This is a genomic window from Aequorivita nionensis, assembly GCF_046352995.1.
GTDB classification, from domain to species: domain Bacteria; phylum Bacteroidota; class Bacteroidia; order Flavobacteriales; family Flavobacteriaceae; genus Aequorivita; species Aequorivita nionensis.
Genome location: NZ_CP130281.1, coordinates 30,001 through 54,196 on the forward strand (window position 1 = coordinate 30,001; position 24,196 = coordinate 54,196).

Annotated in this window: 22 protein-coding genes, 3 tRNA genes and 2 rRNA genes (1 of these 27 cut by a window edge); 15 read left to right on the forward strand and 12 right to left on the reverse strand. The window is 39.0% G+C overall.

Annotated elements, in window-relative coordinates; translation table 11 throughout:
* From Q2U82_RS00140 to Q2U82_RS00155, 4 genes are all read right to left on the reverse strand, one after another.
* Positions 1 to 363, reverse strand: a 23S ribosomal RNA gene (locus Q2U82_RS00140) (it extends 2,469 nt beyond the left edge of the window).
* A gap of 217 nt (positions 364 to 580) precedes the next feature.
* A tRNA-Ala gene (locus tag Q2U82_RS00145) sits at positions 581 to 657 on the reverse strand.
* Positions 658 to 831: 174 nt separating this feature from the next.
* A tRNA-Ile gene (locus Q2U82_RS00150) sits at positions 832 to 905 on the reverse strand.
* 162 nt (positions 906 to 1,067) lie between these two features.
* Positions 1,068 to 2,591: ribosomal RNA gene (locus Q2U82_RS00155) — 16S ribosomal RNA — on the reverse strand.
* The 16S and 23S rRNA genes sit together here with 2 tRNA genes alongside, the layout of an rRNA operon.
* Before the next feature lie 683 nt (positions 2,592 to 3,274).
* On the opposite strand from Q2U82_RS00155, the gene thrS reads away from it, so the two are divergent.
* The 5 genes from thrS (at position 3,275) to Q2U82_RS00180 (ending at position 7,601) form a co-directional block, all read left to right on the forward strand.
* Positions 3,275 to 5,221: a threonine--tRNA ligase gene (gene thrS / locus Q2U82_RS00160; protein WP_410005769.1), complete on the forward strand. Its 1,947-nt coding sequence runs from the start codon at positions 3,275 to 3,277 to the stop codon at positions 5,219 to 5,221.
* A gap of 58 nt (positions 5,222 to 5,279) precedes the next feature.
* Positions 5,280 to 5,792 (forward strand): translation initiation factor IF-3, encoded by a 513-nt coding sequence (gene infC, locus Q2U82_RS00165; protein ID WP_262510806.1) that lies wholly within the window; start codon positions 5,280 to 5,282, stop codon positions 5,790 to 5,792.
* Between the two features lie 112 nt (positions 5,793 to 5,904).
* Positions 5,905 to 6,102, forward strand: coding sequence for a 50S ribosomal protein L35 (rpmI, locus tag Q2U82_RS00170; protein WP_068762361.1), 198 nt, complete (start codon positions 5,905 to 5,907; stop codon positions 6,100 to 6,102).
* A gap of 94 nt (positions 6,103 to 6,196) precedes the next feature.
* Entirely contained in the window at positions 6,197 to 6,541 is a 345-nt protein-coding gene (gene rplT / locus Q2U82_RS00175; RefSeq protein WP_068762360.1) for a 50S ribosomal protein L20, read from the forward strand.
* 112 nt (positions 6,542 to 6,653) lie between these two features.
* Positions 6,654 to 7,601, forward strand: a complete 948-nt coding sequence (locus Q2U82_RS00180) for an OmpA family protein (RefSeq protein ID WP_410005770.1) — start codon at positions 6,654 to 6,656, stop codon at positions 7,599 to 7,601.
* On the opposite strand, the gene Q2U82_RS00185 is transcribed toward Q2U82_RS00180, so the two are convergent.
* The 6 genes from Q2U82_RS00185 to tgt all read right to left on the reverse strand — a co-directional run bounded on the left by Q2U82_RS00185 (position 7,598) and on the right by tgt (position 14,732).
* Complete coding sequence (locus Q2U82_RS00185; protein ID WP_410007100.1) at positions 7,598 to 8,782, reverse strand: asparagine synthetase B; 1,185 nt, start codon at positions 8,780 to 8,782, stop codon at positions 7,598 to 7,600. The two genes, Q2U82_RS00180 and Q2U82_RS00185, sit on opposite strands and share 4 nt — an antisense overlap.
* Before the next feature lie 121 nt (positions 8,783 to 8,903).
* Entirely contained in the window at positions 8,904 to 10,457 is a 1,554-nt protein-coding gene (gene dnaB, locus Q2U82_RS00190) for a replicative DNA helicase (protein WP_410005771.1), read from the reverse strand.
* A gap of 167 nt (positions 10,458 to 10,624) precedes the next feature.
* Positions 10,625 to 11,578, reverse strand: coding sequence for an acetyl-CoA carboxylase carboxyltransferase subunit alpha (locus Q2U82_RS00195; protein WP_410005772.1), 954 nt, complete (start codon positions 11,576 to 11,578; stop codon positions 10,625 to 10,627).
* 51 nt (positions 11,579 to 11,629) lie between these two features.
* A complete protein-coding gene (locus tag Q2U82_RS00200; protein ID WP_410005773.1) occupies positions 11,630 to 12,532 on the reverse strand; it encodes a DMT family transporter in 903 nt (300 codons plus the stop codon).
* Complete coding sequence (locus Q2U82_RS00205; RefSeq protein WP_410005774.1) at positions 12,519 to 13,598, reverse strand: LptF/LptG family permease; 1,080 nt, start codon at positions 13,596 to 13,598, stop codon at positions 12,519 to 12,521. The genes Q2U82_RS00200 and Q2U82_RS00205 overlap by 14 nt, the downstream gene beginning before the upstream one ends.
* Before the next feature lie 3 nt (positions 13,599 to 13,601).
* Entirely contained in the window at positions 13,602 to 14,732 is a 1,131-nt protein-coding gene (tgt, locus tag Q2U82_RS00210; RefSeq protein ID WP_410005775.1) for a tRNA guanosine(34) transglycosylase Tgt, read from the reverse strand.
* A 175-nt stretch (positions 14,733 to 14,907) separates the two neighbouring features.
* Here tgt and Q2U82_RS00215 point away from each other — a divergent pair, with 175 nt between their 5' ends.
* Both Q2U82_RS00215 and Q2U82_RS00220 read left to right on the forward strand, forming a co-directional pair.
* Positions 14,908 to 15,753, forward strand: a complete 846-nt coding sequence (locus tag Q2U82_RS00215; RefSeq protein ID WP_410005776.1) for a transketolase — start codon at positions 14,908 to 14,910, stop codon at positions 15,751 to 15,753.
* A 17-nt stretch (positions 15,754 to 15,770) separates the two neighbouring features.
* The gene (locus Q2U82_RS00220) at positions 15,771 to 16,724 is read left to right on the forward strand and encodes a transketolase family protein (protein ID WP_410005777.1); all 954 of its coding nucleotides are present in this window, start codon (positions 15,771 to 15,773) and stop codon (positions 16,722 to 16,724) included.
* Between the two features lie 85 nt (positions 16,725 to 16,809).
* Here the strand turns inward: Q2U82_RS00220 and Q2U82_RS00225 are convergent, their stop codons facing one another.
* Positions 16,810 to 17,730, reverse strand: coding sequence for an FKBP-type peptidyl-prolyl cis-trans isomerase (locus Q2U82_RS00225; protein WP_410005778.1), 921 nt, complete (start codon positions 17,728 to 17,730; stop codon positions 16,810 to 16,812).
* Positions 17,731 to 17,809: 79 nt separating this feature from the next.
* Here Q2U82_RS00225 and Q2U82_RS00230 point away from each other — a divergent pair, with 79 nt between their 5' ends.
* Both Q2U82_RS00230 and Q2U82_RS00235 read left to right on the forward strand, forming a co-directional pair.
* Entirely contained in the window at positions 17,810 to 18,196 is a 387-nt protein-coding gene (locus Q2U82_RS00230; RefSeq protein WP_410005779.1) for an RNA-binding S4 domain-containing protein, read from the forward strand.
* A gap of 30 nt (positions 18,197 to 18,226) precedes the next feature.
* Positions 18,227 to 18,730 carry a phosphoribosyltransferase family protein gene (locus Q2U82_RS00235; RefSeq protein ID WP_410005780.1) on the forward strand — a complete coding sequence of 168 codons (504 nt, stop codon included), beginning with the start codon at positions 18,227 to 18,229 and terminating at the stop codon, positions 18,728 to 18,730.
* Here Q2U82_RS00235 and Q2U82_RS00240 read toward each other — a convergent pair.
* A complete protein-coding gene (locus Q2U82_RS00240) occupies positions 18,722 to 19,243 on the reverse strand; it encodes a shikimate kinase (RefSeq protein ID WP_410005781.1) in 522 nt (173 codons plus the stop codon). The genes Q2U82_RS00235 and Q2U82_RS00240 overlap by 9 nt on opposite strands.
* A gap of 204 nt (positions 19,244 to 19,447) precedes the next feature.
* Between Q2U82_RS00240 and Q2U82_RS00245 the strand changes: the two genes are divergently transcribed.
* The 6 genes from Q2U82_RS00245 to Q2U82_RS00270 all read left to right on the forward strand — a co-directional run bounded on the left by Q2U82_RS00245 (position 19,448) and on the right by Q2U82_RS00270 (position 24,123).
* Positions 19,448 to 19,520, forward strand: a tRNA-Lys gene (locus Q2U82_RS00245).
* A 306-nt stretch (positions 19,521 to 19,826) separates the two neighbouring features.
* Positions 19,827 to 19,967, forward strand: a complete 141-nt coding sequence (locus Q2U82_RS00250) for a hypothetical protein (RefSeq protein ID WP_410005782.1) — start codon at positions 19,827 to 19,829, stop codon at positions 19,965 to 19,967.
* Positions 19,968 to 19,970: 3 nt separating this feature from the next.
* On the forward strand, positions 19,971 to 20,189 hold the full coding sequence (locus Q2U82_RS00255; protein ID WP_410005783.1) for a hypothetical protein: 219 nt from the start codon (positions 19,971 to 19,973) through the stop codon (positions 20,187 to 20,189).
* A 107-nt stretch (positions 20,190 to 20,296) separates the two neighbouring features.
* Positions 20,297 to 21,370 carry a hypothetical protein gene (locus Q2U82_RS00260; RefSeq protein WP_410005784.1) on the forward strand — a complete coding sequence of 358 codons (1,074 nt, stop codon included), beginning with the start codon at positions 20,297 to 20,299 and terminating at the stop codon, positions 21,368 to 21,370.
* Positions 21,371 to 21,526: 156 nt separating this feature from the next.
* A complete protein-coding gene (locus tag Q2U82_RS00265) occupies positions 21,527 to 22,345 on the forward strand; it encodes a universal stress protein (RefSeq protein ID WP_410005785.1) in 819 nt (272 codons plus the stop codon).
* A 263-nt stretch (positions 22,346 to 22,608) separates the two neighbouring features.
* On the forward strand, positions 22,609 to 24,123 hold the full coding sequence (locus Q2U82_RS00270) for a catalase (protein WP_410005786.1): 1,515 nt from the start codon (positions 22,609 to 22,611) through the stop codon (positions 24,121 to 24,123).
* The last annotated feature ends 73 nt before the right edge of the window (positions 24,124 to 24,196 follow it).

Consider the following 24,196-nt stretch of genomic DNA (forward strand, 5'->3'; position numbering starts at 1 on the left):
TAATACCGGGCTATCACCGTCTATGGCCACGCTTTCCAACGTGTTCTTATTCGTAAAGCACCAAATGTCGTGGTCCTACAACCCCGGCACCGCCGTAACGGTACCGGTTTGGGCTAATCCGATTTCGCTCGCCGCTACTATCGGAATCACTATTGTTTTCTCTTCCTCCGGGTACTTAGATGTTTCAGTTCCCCGGGTTTGCCCCCTTTCGGGTACCATATCTTCAATATGGTGGGTTGCCCCATTCGGATACCTGCGGATCAACTTGTATGTGCCAATCCCCGCAGCTTTTCGCAGCTTATCACGTCCTTCTTCGCCTCTGAGAGCCTAGGCATTCCCCATACGCCCTTATTTTGCTTATTGTACTTTTTGCTCTTTTAATGAGTTGTTCAAAATTTAAGTATACAGCATTCAGTAGCAGTAGGCAGTAAAACCGCCAACTGTGAACTGAGACTGTAAACTTTTTTAATTATTACTTTTCTCGTATTCTTTGTTTCCAATATGTCAATGAACTGTCTGGATCCCCGCGTTCCCAGGCCCGGATAACGGGCAGCTAATGGAAGACGACGGTTGTTGTCCGTGGTGGAGAATATCGGAGTCGAACCGATGACCTCCTGCGTGCAAGGCAGGCGCTCTAGCCAGCTGAGCTAATCCCCCATTTGTTTCAGTTGCCAGTTATCAGTTAACAGTTATCAGTTAATTGATGACTTATACGTCAACTTGGGATACCCAACTTCTAAAATTTCCTTTCAATATGTGTTTATGAACTTATATTCCCGAAGAAATATTTTTTTCAAACTCCGATCTCGATTTCTGCTCCGATTTCGGCTGTAGTCCCAGGCAGACTCGAACTGCCGACCTCTACATTATCAGTGTAGCGCTCTAACCAGCTGAGCTATGGGACTCTGTAAGCGGCCCCAATGTTCAGTGTTCAGCATCCAGTTTTGATATACTGAGACTTGACCTGTTGACCATAATATTTTAAAATTGACAGCTAAACCAAGCAAGACCCCTCGTTTTTCAATATAAGAGCCTTCTCTTGTTGAATTTCGGTCGTCTTTCTCTAGAAAGGAGGTGTTCCAGCCGCACCTTCCGGTACGGCTACCTTGTTACGACTTAGCCCCAGTTACCAGCTTCACCCTAGGCCGCTCCTTGCGGTGACGGACTTCAGGTGCTTCCAGCTTCCATGGCTTGACGGGCGGTGTGTACAAGGCCCGGGAACGTATTCACCGGATCATGGCTGATATCCGATTACTAGCGATTCCAGCTTCACGGGGTCGAGTTGCAGACCCCGATCCGAACTGAGACAGGTTTTGTGGATTCGCTCCTGCTTGCGCAGTGGCTGCCCATTGTACCTGCCATTGTAGCACGTGTGTGGCCCAGGACGTAAGGGCCGTGATGATTTGACGTCATCCCCACCTTCCTCACGGTTTGCACCGGCAGTCTCGTTAGAGTTCCCATCTTTACATGCTGGCAACTAACGACAGGGGTTGCGCTCGTTATAGGACTTAACCTGACACCTCACGGCACGAGCTGACGACAACCATGCAGCACCTTGTAATCTGTCCGAAGAAAAGACTGTTTCCAATCCTGTCAGACTACATTTAAGCCCTGGTAAGGTTCCTCGCGTATCATCGAATTAAACCACATGCTCCACCGCTTGTGCGGGCCCCCGTCAATTCCTTTGAGTTTCATTCTTGCGAACGTACTCCCCAGGTGGGATACTTATCACTTTCGCTTGGCCACCCAGCCTACCAATGCAGGCCGGACAGCTAGTATCCATCGTTTACGGCGTGGACTACCAGGGTATCTAATCCTGTTCGCTCCCCACGCTTTCGTCCATCAGCGTCAATGCGTTGTTAGTGACCTGCCTTCGCAATCGGTATTCTATGTAATATCTAAGCATTTCACCGCTACACTACATATTCTAGCCACTTCACAACGATTCAAGGCGACCAGTATCAATGGCAGTTCTACAGTTGAGCTGCAGAATTTCACCACTGACTTAGACGCCCGCCTACGGACCCTTTAAACCCAATGATTCCGGATAACGCTTGGATCCTCCGTATTACCGCGGCTGCTGGCACGGAGTTAGCCGATCCTTATTCGTACGGTACCGTCAAGCCCCCACACGTGGGGGTGTTTCTTCCCGTAAAAAAGCAGTTTACAACCCATAGGGCAGTCTTCCTGCACGCGGCATGGCTGGATCAGGCTCCCGCCCATTGTCCAATATTCCTCACTGCTGCCTCCCGTAGGAGTCTGGTCCGTGTCTCAGTACCAGTGTGGGGGATCCCCCTCTCAGGGCCCCTAACCATCGTTGCCTTGGTGTGCCGTTACCACACCAACTAGCTAATGGTACGCATGCTCATCCCCTACCGATAAATCTTTACCATATATCGAATGCTCTCAATATGGGCTATGGGGCATTAATCCAAGTTTCCCTGGGCTATTCCCCTGTAGGGGGCAGATTGCATACGCGTTACGCACCCGTGCGCCGGTCTCAAGGAAGCAAGCTCCCTCTACCCCTCGACTTGCATGTGTTAGGCCTGCCGCTAGCGTTCATCCTGAGCCAGGATCAAACTCTTCATCGTATAATCTTCAATAATATTGCGACCATACACCAAAAGAGCCCGACTCTCAAAAAAATTCAGGAATTCTCACTTAGTTTAGTTTTCTTTGTTGATCAACTACCTTTCGATAGCCAATCTACGCTGTCAATTTCAATATCTCAATGAACTTTTGTTTCTGATTTTGCTCGCTTTCAAATCGTGTTTTATAGTCACTCATTGTTTTAGCGGGTGCAAATGTACAACTCTTTTTTAAACCTGCAATACTTTTTAAAAAATATTTCAAAAATTTTTAAGAGCGTTGTTTTTTGCTTTTTTGAACGTCTGTATCTGTTCTTCTAAGCGGGTGCAAATATAGATTGCTTTTTCAATCCCACAAACTTAATTGACGTTTATTTTAAAATATTTTTTTATCAATTAACTAAGCATTTGAAAAGCTTTAACTTAGCTTGAAAAATAAATTTATGGGTTCTTTTTACCTTAATATATATACTATTTCATCAATTTCGGTCGCGTTAAGGATTGAACGGCATGTTTGAGCTCTCCCAATGCCCTAAAAGAGTGCATTGGGAAGCGAGCAGTGAAAGCCTGACCGAGAACCGCAAAACGGTTCTCGGGAACGCCCAAAAAATAACAATAATCAATAAACAGGATATTGCAAACCGCCGAAACTAATAGTATCTTTGCACCCTAAAATTTTTCAGTATATGATAGCCATTACCTTACCAGACGGAAGTGTAAAGCATTTTGATGCAGGAGTTACGCCTATGGATGTAGCCAAAAATATTAGTGAAGGATTCGCGCGGAACGTTATTTCGGCATCCTTCAATGGTGCAACTATTGAATCCAGCACACCATTAACGGAAGATGGAAGCTTGGTGTTATATACCTGGAACAATGACGAAGGGAAAAAAGCGTTCTGGCATTCCTCTGCACACATACTAGCACAAGCTTTGGAGCAATTGTACCCGGGAATCAAATTGACTATTGGCCCAGCTATCGAAAATGGTTTTTATTATGATGTGGATTTTGGCGACAAAACCATTTCAGAAAAAGACTTAAAGGAGATTGAAGACAAAATGCAGGAAATAGCTCGTGGTAAACACGAATTTTCTATACGCGAATCTTCAAAGGCAGATGCTCTTGATTATTACAAGAAGCAGGGCAACGAATATAAAGTAGAGCTGATTGAAAATCTGGAAGACGGAACGATTACTTTCTGCGACCACGATACATTTACTGATCTTTGCCGTGGCGGGCATATTCCGAATACAGGAATTGTAAAAGCCATTAAATTAATGAGCATTGCCGGAGCCTATTGGAGAGGTGACGAAAAGAATAAACAGCTTACCAGAATTTACGGCATCAGTTTTCCGAAGCAAAAAGATTTAACTGAATATCTGGAACTACTGGAACAGGCCAAACAACGGGATCACCGAAAGTTAGGAAAGGAACTTGAACTTTTCACATTTTCGCAAAAAGTTGGACAAGGGCTTCCGCTTTGGTTACCAAAAGGTGCTGCGCTTCGCGAACGCCTTGAAAATTTCTTAAAGAAAGCGCAGAAAAAAGCAGGTTACGAAATGGTTGTAACGCCACATATTGGCCAAAAGGAACTTTATGTAACTTCCGGACATTACGCTAAGTACGGTGCGGATAGTTTTCAACCGATACACACACCCGCAGAAGGTGAAGAATTTTTATTGAAACCTATGAACTGCCCGCATCACTGTGAAATATATAATAGCAAGCCTTGGTCCTACAAAGATCTTCCAAAGCGATTTGCAGAATTCGGAACGGTTTATCGTTACGAACAAAGTGGCGAATTACACGGTTTAACACGTGTTCGAGGTTTCACTCAAGATGATGCGCACATTTTCTGTACTCCCGACCAATTGGATGAGGAGTTCAAAAAAGTAATTGACTTGGTTTTATACGTTTTCGGTTCTTTAGGATTTGAAAACTTCTATACCCAAGTTTCATTGCGCGATCCAGAAAAGCCTGAAAAATATATAGGAAGTCTTGAAAACTGGGAGAAAGCAGAAAAAGCAATTATAAATGCCGCGGAATCAAAAGGACTTGATTATAAAATTGAATACGGCGAAGCTGCATTCTATGGTCCAAAACTGGATTTTATGGTGAAGGATGCGCTGGGAAGAAGCTGGCAGTTGGGCACAATTCAAGTAGATTATAACCTTCCTGAACGTTTTGAGTTGGAATACAAAGGCAGTGACAATGAAACGCACCGTCCGGTAATGATTCACCGTGCACCCTTCGGAAGTATGGAACGTTTTGTAGCAATTTTATTGGAACATACCGGCGGAAACTTCCCACTTTGGTTAATGCCTGAACAGGTAAGTATTTTGTCATTAAGTGAAAAATATGAAAAATACTCACAAAAAGTTTTAAATTTGCTTGAAAATGACGAAATTCGCGCCCTTGTTGATAATAGGAACGAGACAATTGGCAAGAAAATTAGGGAGGCTGAAATGAACAAAATCCCATATATGTTGATTGTTGGCGAGCAGGAAGAAAAAGATGGAACGGTTTCTGTACGTAAACACGGGGAAGGCGATTTGGGCGTAATGACGCCAAAAGCTTTTTCAGAATTGATTCAACAAGCAGTAAAAGACGAATCGAAAGAATTTAATGTTTAACTAAAATTAGTAAGCCATAGCAATACGAAGAAAAAGAAGTAGAGGACCCGCAAGGATAATTAAGGAAGATCAACACAGAATCAATGGAAAGATTCGTGCAGAAGAAGTCCGCCTTGTAGGAGACAATGTTGAAATAGGAGTTTATCCTTTAAAAAAAGCACGTGAAATTGCTGAAGAGCAAGAACTTGATCTTGTGGAAATTTCACCAAATGCAAACCCTCCCGTTTGTAAAGTAATAGACTATAAAAAGTTTGTTTACGAACAGAAAAAACGTGAAAAAGTCTTAAAGGCAAAAGCAACCAAGGTAACCATTAAGGAAATCAGGTTTGGTCCAAATACAGATGATCACGATTACGATTTTAAAAAGAAACACGGCGAAAAATTTTTGCAGGAAGGTTCTAAATTGAAAGCGTATGTTTTCTTTAAAGGACGTTCAATCATTTACAAAGACCAAGGTGAAATTTTACTTTTGCGTCTTGCCCGAGACCTTGAAGAATTCGGAAAAGTGGAGCAAATGCCAAAACTGGAAGGCAAGCGAATGATTATGTTCATTGCCCCCAAGAAAAAGTAATCAGTCCCAGTTTTCATTAATCAGGATTGATTCACACAAAAAAGAATATTTTCAAATTTTAATCGATTTGAAGTTTACAATAAAGCGAAGTAATAAATAAAAAGTAGGAAACATGCCGAAACAAAAAACAAAATCCAGTGCCAAAAAGCGTTTTAAGCTTACAGGTACAGGTAAGATCAAAAGAAAGCATGCGTTTAAAAGCCACATCTTAACAAAGAAGTCTAAAAAACGTAAGCTTAAATTAACTCACGACGGTTTGGTACACCAAGCAGACGAGAGTAATGTGAAACAAATGCTTCGAATGAAGTAATTGTTACACCGGTTAAAACAATTATTTAAACCCTGGAGTAGTGCAATAAAAGTATTCACAAAGATGAATCGCCTGCTACAAAAAAATCAAAATTATGCCAAGATCAGTAAATTCAGTTGCGAAGAGAGCCCGCAGAAAAAAGGTTCTTAAACAAGCCAAAGGTTTCTTTGGAAGACGTAAAAATGTATGGACGGTTGCTAAAAACGCTGTGGACAAAGCTATGCTTTACTCATACCGTGACCGTCGTGCAAAAAAGAGAAATTTCAGATCCTTATGGATTACCCGTATCAACGCGGGAGCAAGACAGCATGGAATGTCTTATTCACAATTTATGGGAAGTTTAAAAAACAGTGGAATCGAGCTTAACCGTAAGGTTTTGGCAGATTTGGCTATGAACCACCCAGAGGCTTTTGCCGCAATCGTAAAACAAGTAAAATAAGACATTTATAAACTATATTATTTCGCCTAAAAACCGCTTCAGCAATGAGGCGGTTTTTTTATGCTCCAAATTCAAATAAAGAAGTTTCAGTATCTTCGTTAAAAATAGATCGATGCCACGCTCCGGATTTCTTCTTTTTATAATTCTTTTTATTTCAGGGAATTTTCTCTTCGCCCAAAAAGGAACAGGAAAACGGTATCGCATTGACAGGTATGAATCCATCTATCTTCCCTTGGGAAAAATTTCCTTTGCCGATAAGCTGATTGAATATAAGGTTGGGGCGCCCGCTCCCATTCAAAAATATAGGGATAGCATACAATGTCTTAACGAACCGAACTACAAAAATTATCAAACCCCAAATTTTATATCCTTAGGTTGTGGCGGAAGTTTAACCGTAGAATTTACAGATAATGGTTTTATGAACCTTCCGGGTGACGACCTCTATCTTTTTGAAGTTGGGCCATCCCAAGAGCCTGCAAAAGTAGAAATTTCCCAAAATGGGATTGATTGGGTTTATGCAGGGAAAATTGCTGGCGGAAAATCCTCAATAGATTTGAGTAAGGCGGGAATTGATGATGAAACTGTTTTCTATTTTCTTCGAATTACTGATTTAAAAGACCTCTGTAAAAGCAAAAGTGCTGGTGCCGATATCGACGCTATTGGCGCAATAAACAGTGTTATAAAACTTACTATCAATGCCGATGTTTTGTTTGATGTTGCTCAATATGACTTAAAAGAATCAGCTAAACAAAGTCTCGATTCCCTCAAAACTTCAATCGAAAAAATTGACAAAGCAACTATTTTAATTCAAGGGCACACGGATAGCGATGGTGATGAAGTTTCAAACATGACGCTTTCTGAAAACAGATGTATTTCTGTAAAAGAGAGATTGAGAGAAATTTTCGGTGATGAATCTCTTTATGAATTCGAGATAAAACCTTACGGGGAAACGAAACCTCGTTTTCCAAATGATACTGAAGAAAATAAACAACAAAACCGGAGAGTTGAAATTACGGTTTTGCCTCCCAAAGATTACTACAATAGTTTAAAGAAAACCTAGGTTTTCTGTTTCTTTTTCTTTGCCGCGGGGAACAATACATTATTTAAAATAAGCCGATAACCTGGTGAATTGGGATGTAGCGCCAATTCAGTTTTTGCATCCCCTACTCTATGCTGATAGTCTTCGGGGTCGTGGCCGCCGTAAAAAGTAAAGAAACCTTTTCCTTTTATTCCGTGAATGTATCGCGCTTCGCCATTGGTTTTGTTTTCGCCCATCACCAAAACATTACTTTTAATTTCATCTGGGTCAAAAGACGTGGTCTGTCCCATAAAACCTTTTACCAAAGCAGTGTGGTTTTGGCAAAGCATTGTCGGGATTGGGTCCCATTTTGCTGAATAATCCATTAATGTGAAGTAATCACTTTCCTTTGCAATCCTTCGTTTTTCAGTCATATCAATACTTGAAAACTCATAGACCATTGGGCTCCGTTCCAATATAAAATCTTTAAAAGCAAAGGTTTTATTGTAATCAATTTTACTTTGATATCCAGGTTCACTTGGGTCACCGTCAAACATCGGTTCGCAAATATCAACGCCTTCGGCGGAAAGGGCAATATCAAAACTATCCGTAGCGCTACACATTGCAAACATAAAGCCGCCGCCAATTACATAATCGCGAATCTTTTTTGCAACATCCAGCTTTTCTTCGGAAACCTTATTATAGCCCAGTTTTGCAGCAAGCGCTTCTGCCTTATTTTTTTCTTCAATATACCAAGGTGCGGAACGATAGGCGCGGTAAAATTTTCCATATTGGCCAGTGAAATCTTCGTGGTGCAAATGCAGCCAATCATAAAGAATCAATTGATCTCCCAAAACTTCTTCATCATAAATTACAGTGTATGGAATTTCCGCATACGTTAAAACCATAGTCACGGCATCATCCCATGGAAGGTTTCCTTTTGGGGAATAGACTGCAATTTTTGGCGATTTCTCTAAAACAACGGCGTCCATATTTTTTGAAGGACTACTAATATCCGTAAGTATTTGTTCAGTTTTACTATCCGAAATCACTTCAAAGGAAACTCCACGAATCTGACATTCCTTTTGAATTTCGGGGGAATCTGGCATCAAAAAAGAACCGCCGCGATAGTTTAGTAACCATTTCACTTTTTGCTGCTTTTCAAGCACCCAATAAGTAATTCCGTAGGCTTTTAAATGTTCCTTTTGGCTTTCGGCATCCATTGGAATAAGAATGTATGAAGCCGAAGCTTTTATGGAAAAGAATACTAAGAATATGATTAAAGTGAAACGTTGCATCGTGCGAATATAACGACAATTTTTAAGCCAAAGTACCTACAAATTATTAAAACGGCACATCATTATCCTCTTCAATGGAAAAATCATCGTTCATCGAACTTCCGAAAGCTTCGTTTGGAGAAGGCAGGTTTTTGGTTTTAAATGTATCATCATTTGCGGCATCATTCATCCTTGAATGAATTTCCGTTGGCGTATCAAAGTTATCTAGGCTTTCAAACTTCCCGAGATGGCCGATAAACTTCAAACGGATTTCATCCAAACCACCGTTACGATGCTTTGCAACTATGAATTCTGCCTGACCAGCTGTTGGTGTGTGTTCCTCATCGTCCCATTCGTCAATTTTGTAATATTCGGGACGGTAAATAAAGGAAACAATATCTGCATCCTGCTCAATCGCTCCAGATTCACGAAGATCGGAAAGCAACGGTCGTTTGCTTCCGCCACGGGTTTCAACGGCGCGGGAAAGTTGGGAAAGTGCAATTACCGGAATGGCTAATTCTTTCGCCAAAGCTTTGAGGTTTCTTGAAATAGTAGAAATTTCTTGTTCGCGATTCCCTCCTTTTTGGCTTCCTCCAGCGGTCATTAATTGCAAATAATCTACAATTATAAGTTTGATACCGTGTTGGGAAGAAAGTCTTCTTGCCTTTGCGCGTAAATCAAAAATGGAAAGAGAAGGCGTATCATCAATAAAAAGTGGTGCTTTCTCCAGTCCTTTCACTTTTACGTTAAGCTGTTCCCATTCGTGTTTTTCAAGGTTTCCGGTACGTAGTTTTTCTGAACTCAATTGCGTTTCCGAAGAAATTAAACGTGTTATGAGCTGTACGGAAGACATTTCCAGAGAGAAAAATGCAACAGGAATGTTGTGTTCCACGGCAATATTTCGAGCCATTGAAAGCGTCAAGGCTGTTTTACCCATACCAGGACGGGCGGCAATGATTATTAAATCACTTGGCTGCCAGCCCGAAGTTAGCTTATCCACCTTCGTAAAACCTGAAGGGATTCCGGAAAGTCCTTCTTTGTTAGCAATCTCCTCAATTCTCTTCTTAGCTTGAATTACAAGGTTCTGTGCAGTTTCAGAAGAACGTTTTATATTTCCTTGCGTAACTTCATATAATTTTGCTTCGGCATTGTCTAAAAGGTCAAAAACATCGGTGCCTTCATTATAGGAATCTTCAATTATTTCGTTTGAAATTTTTATCAGACTTCGTTGAATGTATTTCTGAAGAATGATTCGCGCATGAAACTCAATATGTGCTGAAGAAGATACTTTTTGGGTCAATTGAATTAAATAAAATTCACCTCCCACAAGTTCCAGCTTTCCTTGTTTCTTGAGTTTCGTAGAAACGGTTAATAAGTCCACTGGCTGGCTGTCTTCAAACAAATTATGAATGGCTTCAAAAATATGTTGGTGTGCCTGTTTGTAAAAAACTTCAGGATGTAGGATATCTATTACCTCATCAACTCCCTTTTTGTCAATCATCAAGGCACCAAGCACAACTTCTTCTAAATCAAGTGCTTGCGGTGGTATTTTTCCTTTTTCAAGCGATATGACTTGTGCGGAACGGGTTGAAAAACTGGTATGAGGTTTGATTTTTTCCATTATGCGAATGTAAATAAAATGTTAAGAGGAAGGAATGACTTTTGATAGTGCGATATTAACCATTCATCAACAATTGAACTGTTGAAAACTTCAAAATATTGTTAATATCCAAAAAAAAATCCGAGGCTCTCACCTCGAATTTACGTAATGTAAAGCTATAGTACAATTTAACTTTTGAACTCGCCCATTTCTAAATATTTTTCCATTCTGTTTTTCACTAAATCTGTTGGTGATAACATTTTTAATGCTTTATATTGCTTTTCAATTGTAGCTGAAACTGTTCTAAAAGTTTTCTCTCGGTCGCTATGTGCACCCCCTAAAGGTTCCTTTATAATTTCATCAATAAGCTTTAATTTTTTCATATCATTTGCGGTAAGTTTTAAGGCTTCTGCCGCTTGTTCTTTAAATTCCCAGCTTCGCCAAAGTATAGAAGAACAGCTTTCTGGAGAGATTACCGAATACCAAGTATTTTCAAGCATCAATACTTTATCACCAACTCCAATTCCCAAGGCACCGCCACTTGCTCCTTCTCCAATTATCACAACAATAATCGGCACTTTTAATCGAGTCATTTCCAGAATATTTCTAGCAATGGCTTCTCCTTGTCCGCGTTCTTCTGCTTCCAGTCCTGGAAATGCTCCTGGGGTATCCACAAAACACACCACTGGCATGTTGAATTTTTCTGCAGATTTCATTAAGCGCAGGGCTTTTCTATAGCCCTCTGGGTTTGCCATTCCAAAATTTCTGAATTGGCGGGTTTTTGTATTATATCCTTTTTGCTGGCCAACGAACATATAACTTTGGTCGCCAATTTTTCCGAGGCCACCAACCATTGCTTTATCATCTTTAAAACCTCGGTCTCCGTGAAGCTCCAAAAAGGAATCTCCACAAATAGCATTAATGTAATCCATTGTATAAGGACGATCTGGATGACGGGAAAGCTGCACACGCTGCCACGGTGTGAGGTTTTTATAGATTTCCTTTTTGGTGTCGTTCAGTTTCTTTTCAATCTGTTTACAGGTATTGGAAACATCAACATCGCTTTCAGCTCCAATTAGGCAAGCCTTTTCGTATTGTTCCTGTAATTCTTTAATAGGGAGTTCAAAATCAAGATATTCCATAATTTTTTCCTTCGTTTTATAAAGGTTGGTGTACAAAGATAAAATTTTGTTTTAGGTGTTAGACAATCTTCTTCGTTTTCTTTCCTGCGTAATTTTAATGATACCATTGGCAATTACCGTCAGCAATATTATAACCGCTCCATAATAAAATTGGGGGCTCATGTTTTCAGAATCGCCCAAAACAATGAGTGCCAAAATGATACCGTACACTGGTTCAAGGTTAATGGTTAGCATGACTGTATAGGGACTAATCCATTTCATAACGTGAATAGAAGCTATAAAAGCATAGGCCGTACAAGCTGATGCTAATATTATAAGATAGATCCAGTCGTGGGCAGATACAGTGAAAAATTTTGTTGTAAATCTTCCTGCAAAAGCTAAATAGATACTTATTCCCAAAACTCCAAACATTAGTTCGTAAAAGGAAATAGCTGAAGCCTTATGCTTAAGTACAAATTTTCCATTAATTACTGAAAAAAGCGCACTTAAAAATGCCGAGCACAATGCCAAAATGATTCCCAAGGTATAGGAAGCTTCCACATCAAAAATAATATATAGCCCAACTATTACAATCAATCCGAATAATACTTCATAGAAAATAATTTTTCTACCATAAAGAAGAGGTTCCAAAAGTGAAGCAAAAAAAGCACCTGTTGAAAGTACTGCAAGGGTTACCGAAACATTTGAAGCCTTTATTGCTCCAAAAAAAGTGAGCCAATGCAACGCAATAATTATTCCCGCTAAGGCAAACCCGCTTAATGTTTTAAGCGAAAATTTCAGTTTTTCCTTTCTGTATTTAAGAAATATAAAAATAATGAAGGTTGCCAAAAGCATCCGATACCAAACCAATGGAATTGCTTCCAAAGAAATCAAAGCACCCAAAACAGCGGTAAAACCCCAAATGAAAACTATAAAATGTAGGTGTAAATAGTTAAGGAGCTTATCGTTTCGCATTTCTTAATAGATAAATTGCCAATATACCAAATACAAAATTTGGGAACCAAGTTGCTATAAATGGAGAAAATGAACTTTGTTCGGCCATGGTACCGAAAATTTTATCGAAAAATATAAAGACCATTCCAATGCTTATGCCAATGGCAAGGTTAACCCCCATCCCTCCACGTCTTTTTACAGAGGAAACCGCAACGGCAATAACCGTGAGTATATATGCTGAAACCGGCAAGCTCCAACGTTTATATCTAACCACTTCGTAACGATTGATATATGACGAACCACGTGCTTTTTCCTTTTTAATAAAATCATTAAGCTCTGTGAAATTCAATGTTTCAGCAATGTAAGTTACCGGAGTCAAATCCTCCATAGAAAAAGCAAAAACAGTATCCAGTTTGTGCTGGGTTTTTAATATATCATTGGTTTCTCCAATTTTCCGCTTGCTATAATTAAAGAGTGTATAGGTACTATCCTTATCATTGAATTTTATCTGTCCCGCAGCAATTTTATAGGTCATTTTATTACCCTCAAAATGTTCCAAGGTAAAATTGCTGCCTATTTTTTCAGTTACATTAAAATAACTTACATAAATATAATCGTTGTCATTTATCTGCGTATAAACATTGCTTTGGTCCCTATCGCTTCTTCCTTTATTGAAATATTTGAAAGCGAATTCATTAAAACCCTTGCTCGCTTTTGGCGCTAAATACATACTGAAAACCAGTGCCGCCGCACATACAATGGTTGCCCCAATAATATAGGGACGAAGAAACCGATAATAGGAAACACCGCTACTCAAAAAGGCGACAACCTCTGTATTGTTAGCCAGCTTTGAAGTAAACCATATTACAGAAAGAAAAAGAAACAGTGGAAACAGTAGGTTTGCAAAGTAGATAGTGAAATTGTAGAGATAGATAAGTACCTCTGTCATCGGCACTTCGTTTTCGAGAATTTTGTCAATCTTTTCAGCGAGATGGACCGTGATTCCGATAGGTATAAAAAGAAGCAAAAGGAGCGAAAAAGTGCCCAAATATTTCTTTAATATGTATCTATCCAGTATGCTGAGCATCTTTTACAATCTTTGATCCAGTTTCTTTACCATACCGTTTTTCCATTCGGCAAAATCACCCGCTAAGATATGTTTTCTGGCTTCACGAACCAACCATAAATAAAATCCAAGATTGTGGATGGTGGCAATTTGTCTTCCCAGCATTTCGTTTACCGTAAATAAATGGCGAAGATAGGCTTTGCTATAATCTGTATCTACCCAAGTAATTCCCATTGGGTCAATTACTGAAAGATCTGCTTCCCACTTTTTGTTTTTGATATTGATAATCCCTTCGGAAGTAAAAAGCATGCCGTTCCGCCCATTTCGGGTTGGCATTACGCAATCAAACATGTCAATTCCCAAGGCGATGTTTTCCAAAAGATTCACTGGAGTCCCCACGCCCATTAAATAACGCGGTTTTTCCTTCGGAAGAATTTCAGTAACAACAGCAGTCATTTCATACATTTCAACCGCGGGTTCGCCTACCGAAAGTCCTCCAATCGCATTACCTTCCGCGCCAACGGAAGCTATATATTCTGCGGATTGCCTTCTTAAATCTTTATAGGTACTTCCTTGAACTATTGGGAAAAAAGTTTGGCCGTAATCATATTTTAAAGGCGTTTTCTCCAAATGTTTTATGCATCGGTCCAACCAACGATGCGTCATGTGCATCGATCGCTTAGCGTAATTGTATTCGCATGGATAAGGCGTACATTCATCAAAAGCCATGATTATATCTGCGCCAATGGTACGCTGGATTTCCATCACATTTTCAGGAGTGAAAACGTGGTAACTGCCGTCAATGTGACTTTTGAATTTTACACCTTCCTCTTTAATTTTCCGATTTGCCGAAAGTGAATACACTTGATATCCGCCACTATCAGTCAAAATATTTCGGTCCCAATTCATAAATTTATGAAGCCCACCAGCTTTTTCGAGAACCGGTGTTTGCGGCCTCAAGTATAAATGATAAGTATTCCCAAGAATAATGTCTGGGTTAATGTCATGTTTCAACTCACGTTGATGAACACCTTTTACGGTACCAACGGTACCAACGGGCATAAAAATTGGGGTTTCAATCACCCCGTGATCAGTAGTTATTGTTGCGGCGCGAGCGCTGCTTTGTAAATCTGTGGCTTCTAATTTAAAGTGCATTCAGCAATTTTTATTGAGGGGGCAAAGATAACCTTATAATTCTGAATTCTGAATTATGAATTCAGAATTCAGATTCATGTTAACAAAACCCTCAAATCGTTAATAAAAGCATACGTTTCAACTTTGAACCGCTTGCTGAATGCCTTACTTTTGACACTGAAAATTAAAACTAATTATGGCAGATTATAAAGCGCTCGAAGATTTGGTGGTTCAAGTCCGAAGAGATATTTTACGGCAAGTACACAAAGTAAACTCGGGTCATCCGGGAGGTTCACTTGGTTGTACCGAATTTTTCGTTGCATTATACAACGAATTGATGGAACGCAATGAAAAATTCACAATGGACGGCATCGGGGAGGATTTATTTTTCCTTTCAAACGGACATATATCACCTGTTTTCTACAGTGTTTTGGCAAGAGCGGGTTATTTTCCCGTGGAAGAATTGAATACGTTCCGTCTGCTAAATTCGCGTTTGCAGGGACACCCAACTACTCACGAAGGTTTACCGGGAGTTCGCATTGCTTCGGGTTCTTTGGGACAGGGCATTTCAGTTTCTATTGGAGCAGCGCTTGCAAAAAAACTGAACAATGACAAACATTTAATCTACACCCTTTGCGGTGATGGCGAATTGCAGGAAGGCCAAAACTGGGAAGCAATTATGTATGCCGCCGGAAATAATGTGGACAACCTGATTGTAACCATAGATTTAAACGGGCAGCAGATTGATGGTTCTACAAAGAATGTTCTTCCGCTAGGAAATTTGAAAGCAAAATTTGAAGCTTTCGGTTGGGATGTGATGGATATTGAAAAAGGAAACGATTTAAAAGCTATCGTTGCTGGAATGAAAAAGGCCAAAGAAAAAACAGGCAACGGAAAACCAGTTTGTGTTTTGTTGCACACCGTAATGGGCAACGGTGTTGACTTTATGATGCACACCCACGATTGGCACGGAAAAGCACCAAACGATCAGCAGTTGGAAACAGCACTTTCGCAAAACCCTGTAACCTTGGGAGATTATTAAAATTGAAAATAGTTCAGATGAAAAAATATACAGATACAGGTAAAAAAGATACGCGTTCAGGTTTCGGTGACGGACTGACGGAACTTGGAAAGAAAAACAAAAATGTGGTTGCACTTTGCGCAGATCTTACAGGTTCACTTAAAATGGACGAGTTTAAGGAAAACCATCCCGAACGTTTCTTCCAAATAGGGATTGCGGAAGCGAATATGATAGGGATTGCAGCGGGAATGACTATTGGCGGAAAAATTCCTTTCACCGGAACTTTTGCTAACTTTTCTACAGGAAGGGTTTATGATCAAATTCGTCAAAGTGTTGCTTACAGTGGGAAAAACGTAAAAATTTGTGCCTCACACGCTGGAATTACTTTAGGTGAAGATGGTGCCACGCACCAAATTTTGGAAGACATCGGCTTGATGAAAATGCTTCCGGGAATGACGGTAATCAACACTTGCGATTACAATCAAACCAAAGCTGCAACCATTGCTATTGCGGATTTTGAAGGCCCAGTTTACCTTCGCTTTGGAAGACCAAAGGTTGCAAACTTCACTCCTGCCGACCAAAACTTCCAAATTGGTAAAGCGGTCCAATTACAGGAAGGCACAGATGTAACAATTATCGCAACAGGACATTTAGTTTGGGAAGCATTGCAAGCAGCAGAAACCCTAAATGAAAATGGTATTACTGCAGATGTTATAAACATTCACACCATAAAACCTTTAGACGACGAAGCAATTCTAAAAAGCGTTAAGAAAACAGGCTGTGTGGTAACTGCTGAGGAACATAACTTCCTTGGTGGTTTGGGTGAAAGCGTTGCACGTTTATTATCTACAAATCATCCTGCTCCACAAGAATTCATTGCAACACAAGATACTTTTGGGGAATCTGGAACTCCAGAGCAATTGATGGATAAATACGGCTTGAATGCTTCAGCAATTGTAAATGCTGTTCAAAAAGTTATAGCACGAAAATAAAAACGTATCTAAATTTTTTATAAACTAAAAAGCCCCGCCAAAAATTTTGGCGGGGCTTTTTTTTATTTTGGTAAATTGATATTTTTTAAATTGAAGAATCTAAATAATCAGGAACACCGTTTCCATTTCTATCTGGAAAAGTAACAACTCCGTTTATTATTTCAATTTCGAATTCTGTAAGTCTTCCATCGCCATCATCATCAGTATCCAAATAATTTGGAACGTTGTCTGCATCAGTATCATCATCATATAAATAGCCATTTCCATTAAGGTCTTCCATATATGAATCTATTCCATCTTGATCGTGATCTAATACTTCAAAAGAAAACAATTCAAAAGAAAATATTATTTGATTATATTCATTGAGATCTCCAGGAGGTGGAAATTGAAAATAGGCCAAGCCAGAAGGTATAAATACAGCCCCTATACCATAATTCTCAAAAGTGAGCGTACCATCTGGATTAATAATAGGGTCTCCTTCCGCTCCTTTAAATTCAATAATTGCTTGTTGCAATCCTCGAATTATTCCAGAAGTAGGAGGATTATCTACAAGTTCAAATTTAACAGGCACAACTGCACTATCAAATAAATCAAGATTCATCAACCTTCCATCATATGTATTTGTGGTCCTATCACAAAAATGAGGATGTTCATCTCCACCGCCTTCGCGAACTTTAAGGTAATATAATTTATATACCACTGAATTATCCACAACATCTTTTACTTCCTTAGAGGTCACTTGCTGCATCAAAGGAGTTTTTGAAGCATTGTCACCTGCAATGGTATCAAATTTCAGTTTAAAGTTTTCTGGGTCGGCTTCAAATTCTTCATAATTATAAAAATGGGTTTCCAGAAATTCCTCAATCTCTGCCTGTGCACGTATGGCCTCTTCACCTCGGTCCCTTGGCGGTGGAATATAAGTCCCTGCACCCTCATCTTTTTTACAGGAAACGGTTACGGCAAGCATTAGGATTAAAATGGCAACTCCGAATTTTATTTTTTTCATCATCAAATTTTTGTGGGCGCAAGATACAATTTTCCGCTATTTTTGTATACCACATTAACGTTGTTTTTGGGATAAATATATGAGGATTGATAAATACTTATGGTGCGTTCGGTATCTAAAAACCAGAAATATGGCCACACAAGCCTGCAAAAAAGGGGCTGTGCGCGTAAATGGAGATATCGTAAAACCTTCGCGTGATGTTTACCAAGGCGATGTTATAACGCTTCGGAAAGAACAAATAAACTATCAACTTGAAGTTCTAGATCTGCCAGAAAGCCGTGTTGGAGCAAAGCTTGTGGACATTTACAGGAAAGACACCACTCCAAAAGAGGCCTTTGAAACCAATGAAATGCTTCAATACGCCAAAACCTATTATCGCAAGAAGGGTGTGGGAAGACCTACAAAAAAAGACCGTAGAGATCTGGATGATTTTACGGAATCTCCCGAAGAAGAAAATGAAGCGTAATACCTATATTTGAAAAAAAATTAGCAGGAAATGCAGGAAATAAAAACAGTAATTCTCGATAAAAAACAAATTGCCCACAAAATAAAAAGGATTGCCTATCAAATCTATGAAACAAATGTGGACGAAAAGGAAGTTGTGATTGCTGGTATTATGACCAATGGCTTTCAGCTTGCAAAAAAAATAAAGGTAGAATTGGAAAAAATTTCACCCATAAAAGTTTTGCTCTGTGAAGTGGTTATCGACAAAAAAAATCCAACCAACCCAATAAAAACCTCCCTAAAACAGGAAGAGTACAGAAACAAATCGCTGCTATTAGTAGATGATGTATTACACTCCGGAACTACACTAATTTATGGAGTAAAACATTTTTTGGAAGTGCCACTCAAACAATTTAAAACTGCAGTGCTTGTGGACAGAAATCATAAAAAATACCCCATAAAAGCAGATTTCAAGGGTATTTCACTTTCAACTTCTTTAAATGAAAATGTTTCTGTGTTTTTTGACAAAAACAACGACAGAGCGATTTTAGAATAATTTCAAGATTATTTTTTCTACGGTATCATTAACACTCTCATTGCCATTATCAATGATCAAAGCTGCTTGATTGTAATAATAGGAACGCTCAAAAAGATGCTTTCTAATGAAATCATTAAGTTTTTCTTCCGTATCGAGGTGCGCCACAACGGGCCTATTCTCTTTTTCTGAAAGCAAACGTGCAACTAAAACATCTAAAGGTGTTTTCAAATAAATTGAAAGTACGTCTTTTTGACTAAGTATTAAATCCATGGAATTTCCGTAGCAGGGTGTACCGCCACCAGTTGCCAAAACAAAATCTTCAGCTTTTGAAATGATTTGTTTTAAAGCCTCGTTCTCAACTTTTCTGAAATATATCTCTCCTTTTTCAGAAAAAATCTTTGGAATAGATTTGCCTTCTTGATTTTCAATTTCGGCATCCAAATCCTTAAAAGGAATTCCCAAAACAGCAGCAAGCTTTTTGCCTACAAAAGATTTACCACTTGCCATATATCCAATTAAGACAATTTTCATATTTCAAAGTACTATTATTTAATTTGAAGAACCAAATGGCATTGAAAATTTTACGAATTTAATATGTGAAAACTAGATTTTGGATAAAAAAATCATTTGTGAACCCCTGTTTGTCAAGAGTTTTAAATTTTTCTCAAATTTAATTGATTTTCGTTTTGAAAAATAAATTTAATGATAGTATATTTGCACCCGCATTCAAAGGAAGACCTGGTAGCTCAGTTGGTAGAGCACCTCCCTTTTAAGGAGGTGGTCCTGGGTTCGAGCCCCAGCCAGGTCACAAATAGAAACACCGAATAAAACCAAAACCCTGCTAATTTTATAATTGGCGGGGTTTTTTCTTTTGTACATTCAATACAGCTCGCGTTAAAAACTGGCCCAGCCAGACCTTCATTTAAAATTTGCTCGAAAGCGAAAATATATTAAATCACACCAAGTATGAGATAAGTCATTAATTATCAGGTATATTTCCTGTAAATTTACCAAATACGCTTAAAACGTATAAATATGAAAAAACTTAACATTATTAGTTCTTGCATCGTTTATATCTGGAGCTTTATATACGCAGGATTTGAAATAAAACGAAGTGCCCCAAAGTTTTCCGGACGGACTGTTGGAGTTCTATTCCACAGCTACAGATATTGAATGGGAGAAAAACGGCACGGACTATAGACTAGAATTTAAAGTAGGCAAAATGGATCACGAAATTTGGATCAACAAAGACTGAAAAATGATAAACGTAGAAAAAAACATCACCCAAGCACAAATTCCGACAAATTTGATGGAAACCATCAAAAGGGATTATCCCAACTATAAAATTAATTCCTTAGAATCCGTTGAAAAAGGTGAAGACACCGCCTATTTAGTTGAATTGGAAAAAAACTGGAACGAAAACATTAAAATCATCTTCAACACCAATGGCCAAATTTTAAAGGCCATACTTGACTAGATTCATCACCGTAGTTAACCAAATTAAGGGGTTGAATTTTTTCAATCCCTTTTTTTATATGAAAAGCTGAAATTTATTTTCATTAAAAATCATAAAAATATATCACTATGAATACAACATTAAAAAAACTTAAGAATATAAATTCTGAAAATTGCATTACCATAATCCTAAATACCCACAGAACAAAACCGGATTATCTAAAAGACGAATTGACACTTAAAAATCTAATAAAAGAAGCCGAAGACAGACTTATGGCAAACATTTCAAAACAAGATGCCACCGCATTGGCAGATAGATTGAAAACACTTGCCGCGCAGATTGACCATGGCCATAATCTGGAAAGTTTGATGCTTTTCGTAAACCAAGATGTTGCTGACTTTACAAGATTGCCAATCTCTGTAACAGATCGGGTTGTTATAGACAACACTTTTGCTACCAGGGACCTAATTAGAGCCATGCATGCCGAGAGCAATTATTATGTATTAGTTTTGAGCCAGGACAAAGTGCGCTTGATAGAAGCTTTTAATGATAAGTTTGTTAAAGAAGTACAGTTGCCTTTTCCAATGGAAAACTCACAGTTAAGGACTAGAAATAGCGCAGAGGCAGCCATTGCTTCTCGGCAGCGAAATTTAATTGCCGAGTTCTTTAATCGGGTCGATAAGGAAGTAAATTCCATTAGAAGCCAAAATCCGCTACCAGTCTTAATCTGTACGGTGGAAGAAAATTATCCAGAATACCTGAAAATTGCCGATCAAAAGAATAGCATTTATGAAACCTTTTTAAATAAAAATAGAATTTCTGACAAAGCCCCAGCTATAGTTTTCGAAGCTTGGAAAATAGTGCAGGAACACAATAAAGAGAGAAATTCGGAAAGAAAATCGGAGTTGCTGAAAGCGGTTACCCACAACAAATTTTTGAGCGATACCAATGAAATTTTCAAAGCCATCATTGAAGGTCGAGTACAGACACTTTTTGTTGAAAAAGGACTTTATCAACCAGCAATTTTGGACAACGGTAAAATTACTCATGTATCAGATGATGAACGAAACAATAAGAATGTGGTTGATGATATATACGACGAAATGATTGAGATGAATATGAATTTTGGTGGTGATGTTGCCTTTCTTCCGAAGGGAGAATTGGCAAAATTCAACGGCTTTGGAGCCATAACGAGATATTAAAAAAATTAATTGGAAATAGCGGAAGCGAAGGATGCCTATTACAAGCGTGCGCAGAAGCTTTTAAAGACCAGTACATAAACTTATCTGTCTATTTTAATTAAAAACATTTTAGGGCACCGAAAATTTATTAAGTATAAACCATAAAAAATATAAAAAATGAAAAACATTATTATTCCTGTAGACTTTTCAAAGCAATCAGAATTTGCGCTTGAAACCGGAGCCATTTTGGCAAAAGAGCACAATGCAACACTTCACGTTTTGCACATGTTGGAGCTATCTGAATCCATAATTTCAAAATCAGATTCCCAAAATATGAACAAAATGCTATTCATGCTCGCATTGGCCGAAAAGCAGCTCGAGCCGTTTTTGGACAAAAAATATTTGGAAGGCGTGAACGTAATACCCGTAATAAAGCGCCATAAAGTTTACAACGAAGTGGATGCCTTGGCCCACGAAATAAATGCCGATTTGATAATTATGGGGTCCCAGGGACTTTCGTTACAAGACGGGATTTTCGCAGGGTCCAACGCCGAAAAAATGGTGCGGAACAGCAGTACACCAGTACTTATTATAAAATCAGCACCAACGGACTTCAGTCTTAAAAAAGTAATTTTTGCCACGGATATGAGTATAGAAAGCGTATCTGCCTACAAAAAGGCAGAGTCTCTTTTAACTAAATTGGGCTGTGAAATACAACCTGTATATGTCAACCGTCCGTTCAACGATTTTATCAGTTCCAAACAATTTTCAGTCAAATTGAAAAAGTTTTCTGAAGCCGGAGGTGCGAATAAGGTCAAATTTATAGCCGGGCATTCCATCGAGGATGGACTAATGCAATATGCAGAAGAAACCAATGCAGACGTAATCGCCATAAGCACCAACGCCAGAAAAGGATTGAACAGGCTCTTGAGAGGAAGTATTTCTGAAGATTTGGCCAACCAATCAAAACTTCCGGTGATGACCTTTAAGTTATAAAGCCAAAATCTTAAAATTTCTAACTGAAACTGGATGAAAACTACGAAAGTGTTGAAAGCTTCATATTTTAAAAAAAACAGATAATGGAAGTCAGCACATCTTGTACATTTTTCCAGAAAATATAAAAATTTCAAAATAAATATGTTCCAATTCTGTATCGCTATAAACCCCAATCTTTTGGCAAATAATGATGTAAGTCATATTAATTGGTTAGGAAATATCGTAAATTGATAAACTATTCAATAACCTTAAAATCACAAGCAATGGAGGATAAAAAATCAAAACTCACAAGACAGACTGGAGCACCAGTTGGTGATAATCAAAACTCACAAACCGCAGGACCTCGTGGCCCTATGCTTATGCAGGACGCCTGGTTTCTCGAGAAAATGGCGAATTTTGACAGAGAGGTAATTCCCGAGAGAAGAATGCACGCCAAAGGCTCGGGTGCTTTCGGAACTTTTAAGGTTACACACGATATTACAAAATACACAAAGGCCAAAATCTTCAGCGAAATTGGAAAAAAAACAGAAATGTTTAGCCGGTTTTCTACGGTTGCCGGAGAAAGAGGCGCTGCGGATGCCGAAAGAGACATTAGAGGTTTTGCCCTAAAGTTTTATACAGAGGAAGGAATCTGGGATTTGGTCGGGAATAATACACCTGTATTTTTCTTTCGAGACCCAATGAAGTTTCCTGACTTGAACCACGCCGTAAAACGCGACCCAAAAACCAACTTAAGAAGTGCCAATAACAACTGGGATTTCTGGACACTGCTTCCCGAAGCCTTGCACCAAGTTACCATTGTAATGAGCGATCGGGGCATTCCGAAAGGCTACAGACATATGCACGGTTTTGGAAGTCATACCTATAGCTTTATCAACAAAGATAATGTAAGACATTGGGTAAAGTTTCACTTCGTTACGCAACAGGGCATTGAAAATCTTTCTGATGAAGAGGCTGCAACAATAGTTGGCATGAACAGAGAATCATCACAAAGTGATCTTTTTGACGCTATTGAAAAAAATGATTTCCCAAAATGGAAGATGTACATTCAAGCTATGACGGAAGAGGAGGCAAAAACATACCGTTTCCACCCTTTCGATTTGACCAAAGTTTGGTCTAAAAAAGATTTTCCGCTTATTCCTGTTGGGGAATTTGAATTGAATAAAAACCCGGAAAACTATTTTCAGGATGTAGAGCAAGCTGCTTTCAACCCAACCAATATTGTTCCGGGTATTGGTTTCTCTCCAGACAAAATGCTACAGGGAAGATTGTTTTCTTATGGAGATGCACAAAGGTACAGACTGGGTGTAAACCATTATCAAATTCCCGTAAACAAGCCTACGTGTCCGTATCACGCCTATCACCGTGATGGCGCTATGCGTGTAGATGGCAACTATGGCGGAGCCAAGCATTACGAGCCAAACAGCTATGGTGAATGGCAGGAACAGCCTGATTCAAAAGAACCGCCTTTAGAGTTGGATGGCAGCGCTTATGCCCACAATTTTAGGGATGACGATGAAGATTACTTCACACAACCGGGCGATTTGTTTCGTATTATTAAAGCAGATGGTAAAGCAGATTTATTGTTCAACAATACAGCTGCGCAAGTGGGTGGTGCCGATAAATTTATTCAAATCCGCCATATCAGAAACTGTTATAAAGCAGATCCAGAATATGGCCAAGGGGTTGCAAAAGCACTTGGTTTAACAATGGACGAAGTAGATAACTTTGATATGACGCCCTATAATAAGTGGGCGCCAAAATCAACTAAAAAATAGATTTTTAAAAGGGTTAATTAATTCACAAACAATTGGTTTGTAGTTACATTAACCTTATATTAAAGAACCATTC

Bases quoted from the DNA above. Each gene is read 5' to 3' on its own strand.
- thrS (WP_410005769.1), top strand. From the start codon at position 3,275: ATGATAGCCATTACCTTACCAGACGGAAGTGTAAAGCATTTTGATGCA.
- rpmI (WP_068762361.1), top strand. From the start codon at position 5,905: ATGCCGAAACAAAAAACAAAATCCAGTGCCAAAAAGCGTTTTAAGCTT.
- rplT (WP_068762360.1), top strand. From the start codon at position 6,197: ATGCCAAGATCAGTAAATTCAGTTGCGAAGAGAGCCCGCAGAAAAAAG.
- Q2U82_RS00180 (WP_410005770.1), top strand. From the start codon at position 6,654: ATGCCACGCTCCGGATTTCTTCTTTTTATAATTCTTTTTATTTCAGGG.
- Q2U82_RS00185 (WP_410007100.1), bottom strand. From the start codon at position 8,782: ATGGATGCCGAAAGCCAAAAGGAACATTTAAAAGCCTACGGAATTACT.
- dnaB (WP_410005771.1), bottom strand. From the start codon at position 10,457: ATGGAAAAAATCAAACCTCATACCAGTTTTTCAACCCGTTCCGCACAA.
- Q2U82_RS00195 (WP_410005772.1), bottom strand. From the start codon at position 11,578: ATGGAATATCTTGATTTTGAACTCCCTATTAAAGAATTACAGGAACAA.
- Q2U82_RS00200 (WP_410005773.1), bottom strand. From the start codon at position 12,532: ATGCGAAACGATAAGCTCCTTAACTATTTACACCTACATTTTATAGTT.
- Q2U82_RS00205 (WP_410005774.1), bottom strand. From the start codon at position 13,598: ATGCTCAGCATACTGGATAGATACATATTAAAGAAATATTTGGGCACT.
- tgt (WP_410005775.1), bottom strand. From the start codon at position 14,732: ATGCACTTTAAATTAGAAGCCACAGATTTACAAAGCAGCGCTCGCGCC.
- Q2U82_RS00215 (WP_410005776.1), top strand. From the start codon at position 14,908: ATGGCAGATTATAAAGCGCTCGAAGATTTGGTGGTTCAAGTCCGAAGA.
- Q2U82_RS00220 (WP_410005777.1), top strand. From the start codon at position 15,771: ATGAAAAAATATACAGATACAGGTAAAAAAGATACGCGTTCAGGTTTC.
- Q2U82_RS00225 (WP_410005778.1), bottom strand. From the start codon at position 17,730: ATGAAAAAAATAAAATTCGGAGTTGCCATTTTAATCCTAATGCTTGCC.
- Q2U82_RS00230 (WP_410005779.1), top strand. From the start codon at position 17,810: ATGAGGATTGATAAATACTTATGGTGCGTTCGGTATCTAAAAACCAGA.
- Q2U82_RS00235 (WP_410005780.1), top strand. From the start codon at position 18,227: ATGCAGGAAATAAAAACAGTAATTCTCGATAAAAAACAAATTGCCCAC.
- Q2U82_RS00240 (WP_410005781.1), bottom strand. From the start codon at position 19,243: ATGAAAATTGTCTTAATTGGATATATGGCAAGTGGTAAATCTTTTGTA.
- Q2U82_RS00255 (WP_410005783.1), top strand. From the start codon at position 19,971: ATGATAAACGTAGAAAAAAACATCACCCAAGCACAAATTCCGACAAAT.
- Q2U82_RS00260 (WP_410005784.1), top strand. From the start codon at position 20,297: ATGAATACAACATTAAAAAAACTTAAGAATATAAATTCTGAAAATTGC.
- Q2U82_RS00265 (WP_410005785.1), top strand. From the start codon at position 21,527: ATGAAAAACATTATTATTCCTGTAGACTTTTCAAAGCAATCAGAATTT.
- Q2U82_RS00270 (WP_410005786.1), top strand. From the start codon at position 22,609: ATGGAGGATAAAAAATCAAAACTCACAAGACAGACTGGAGCACCAGTT.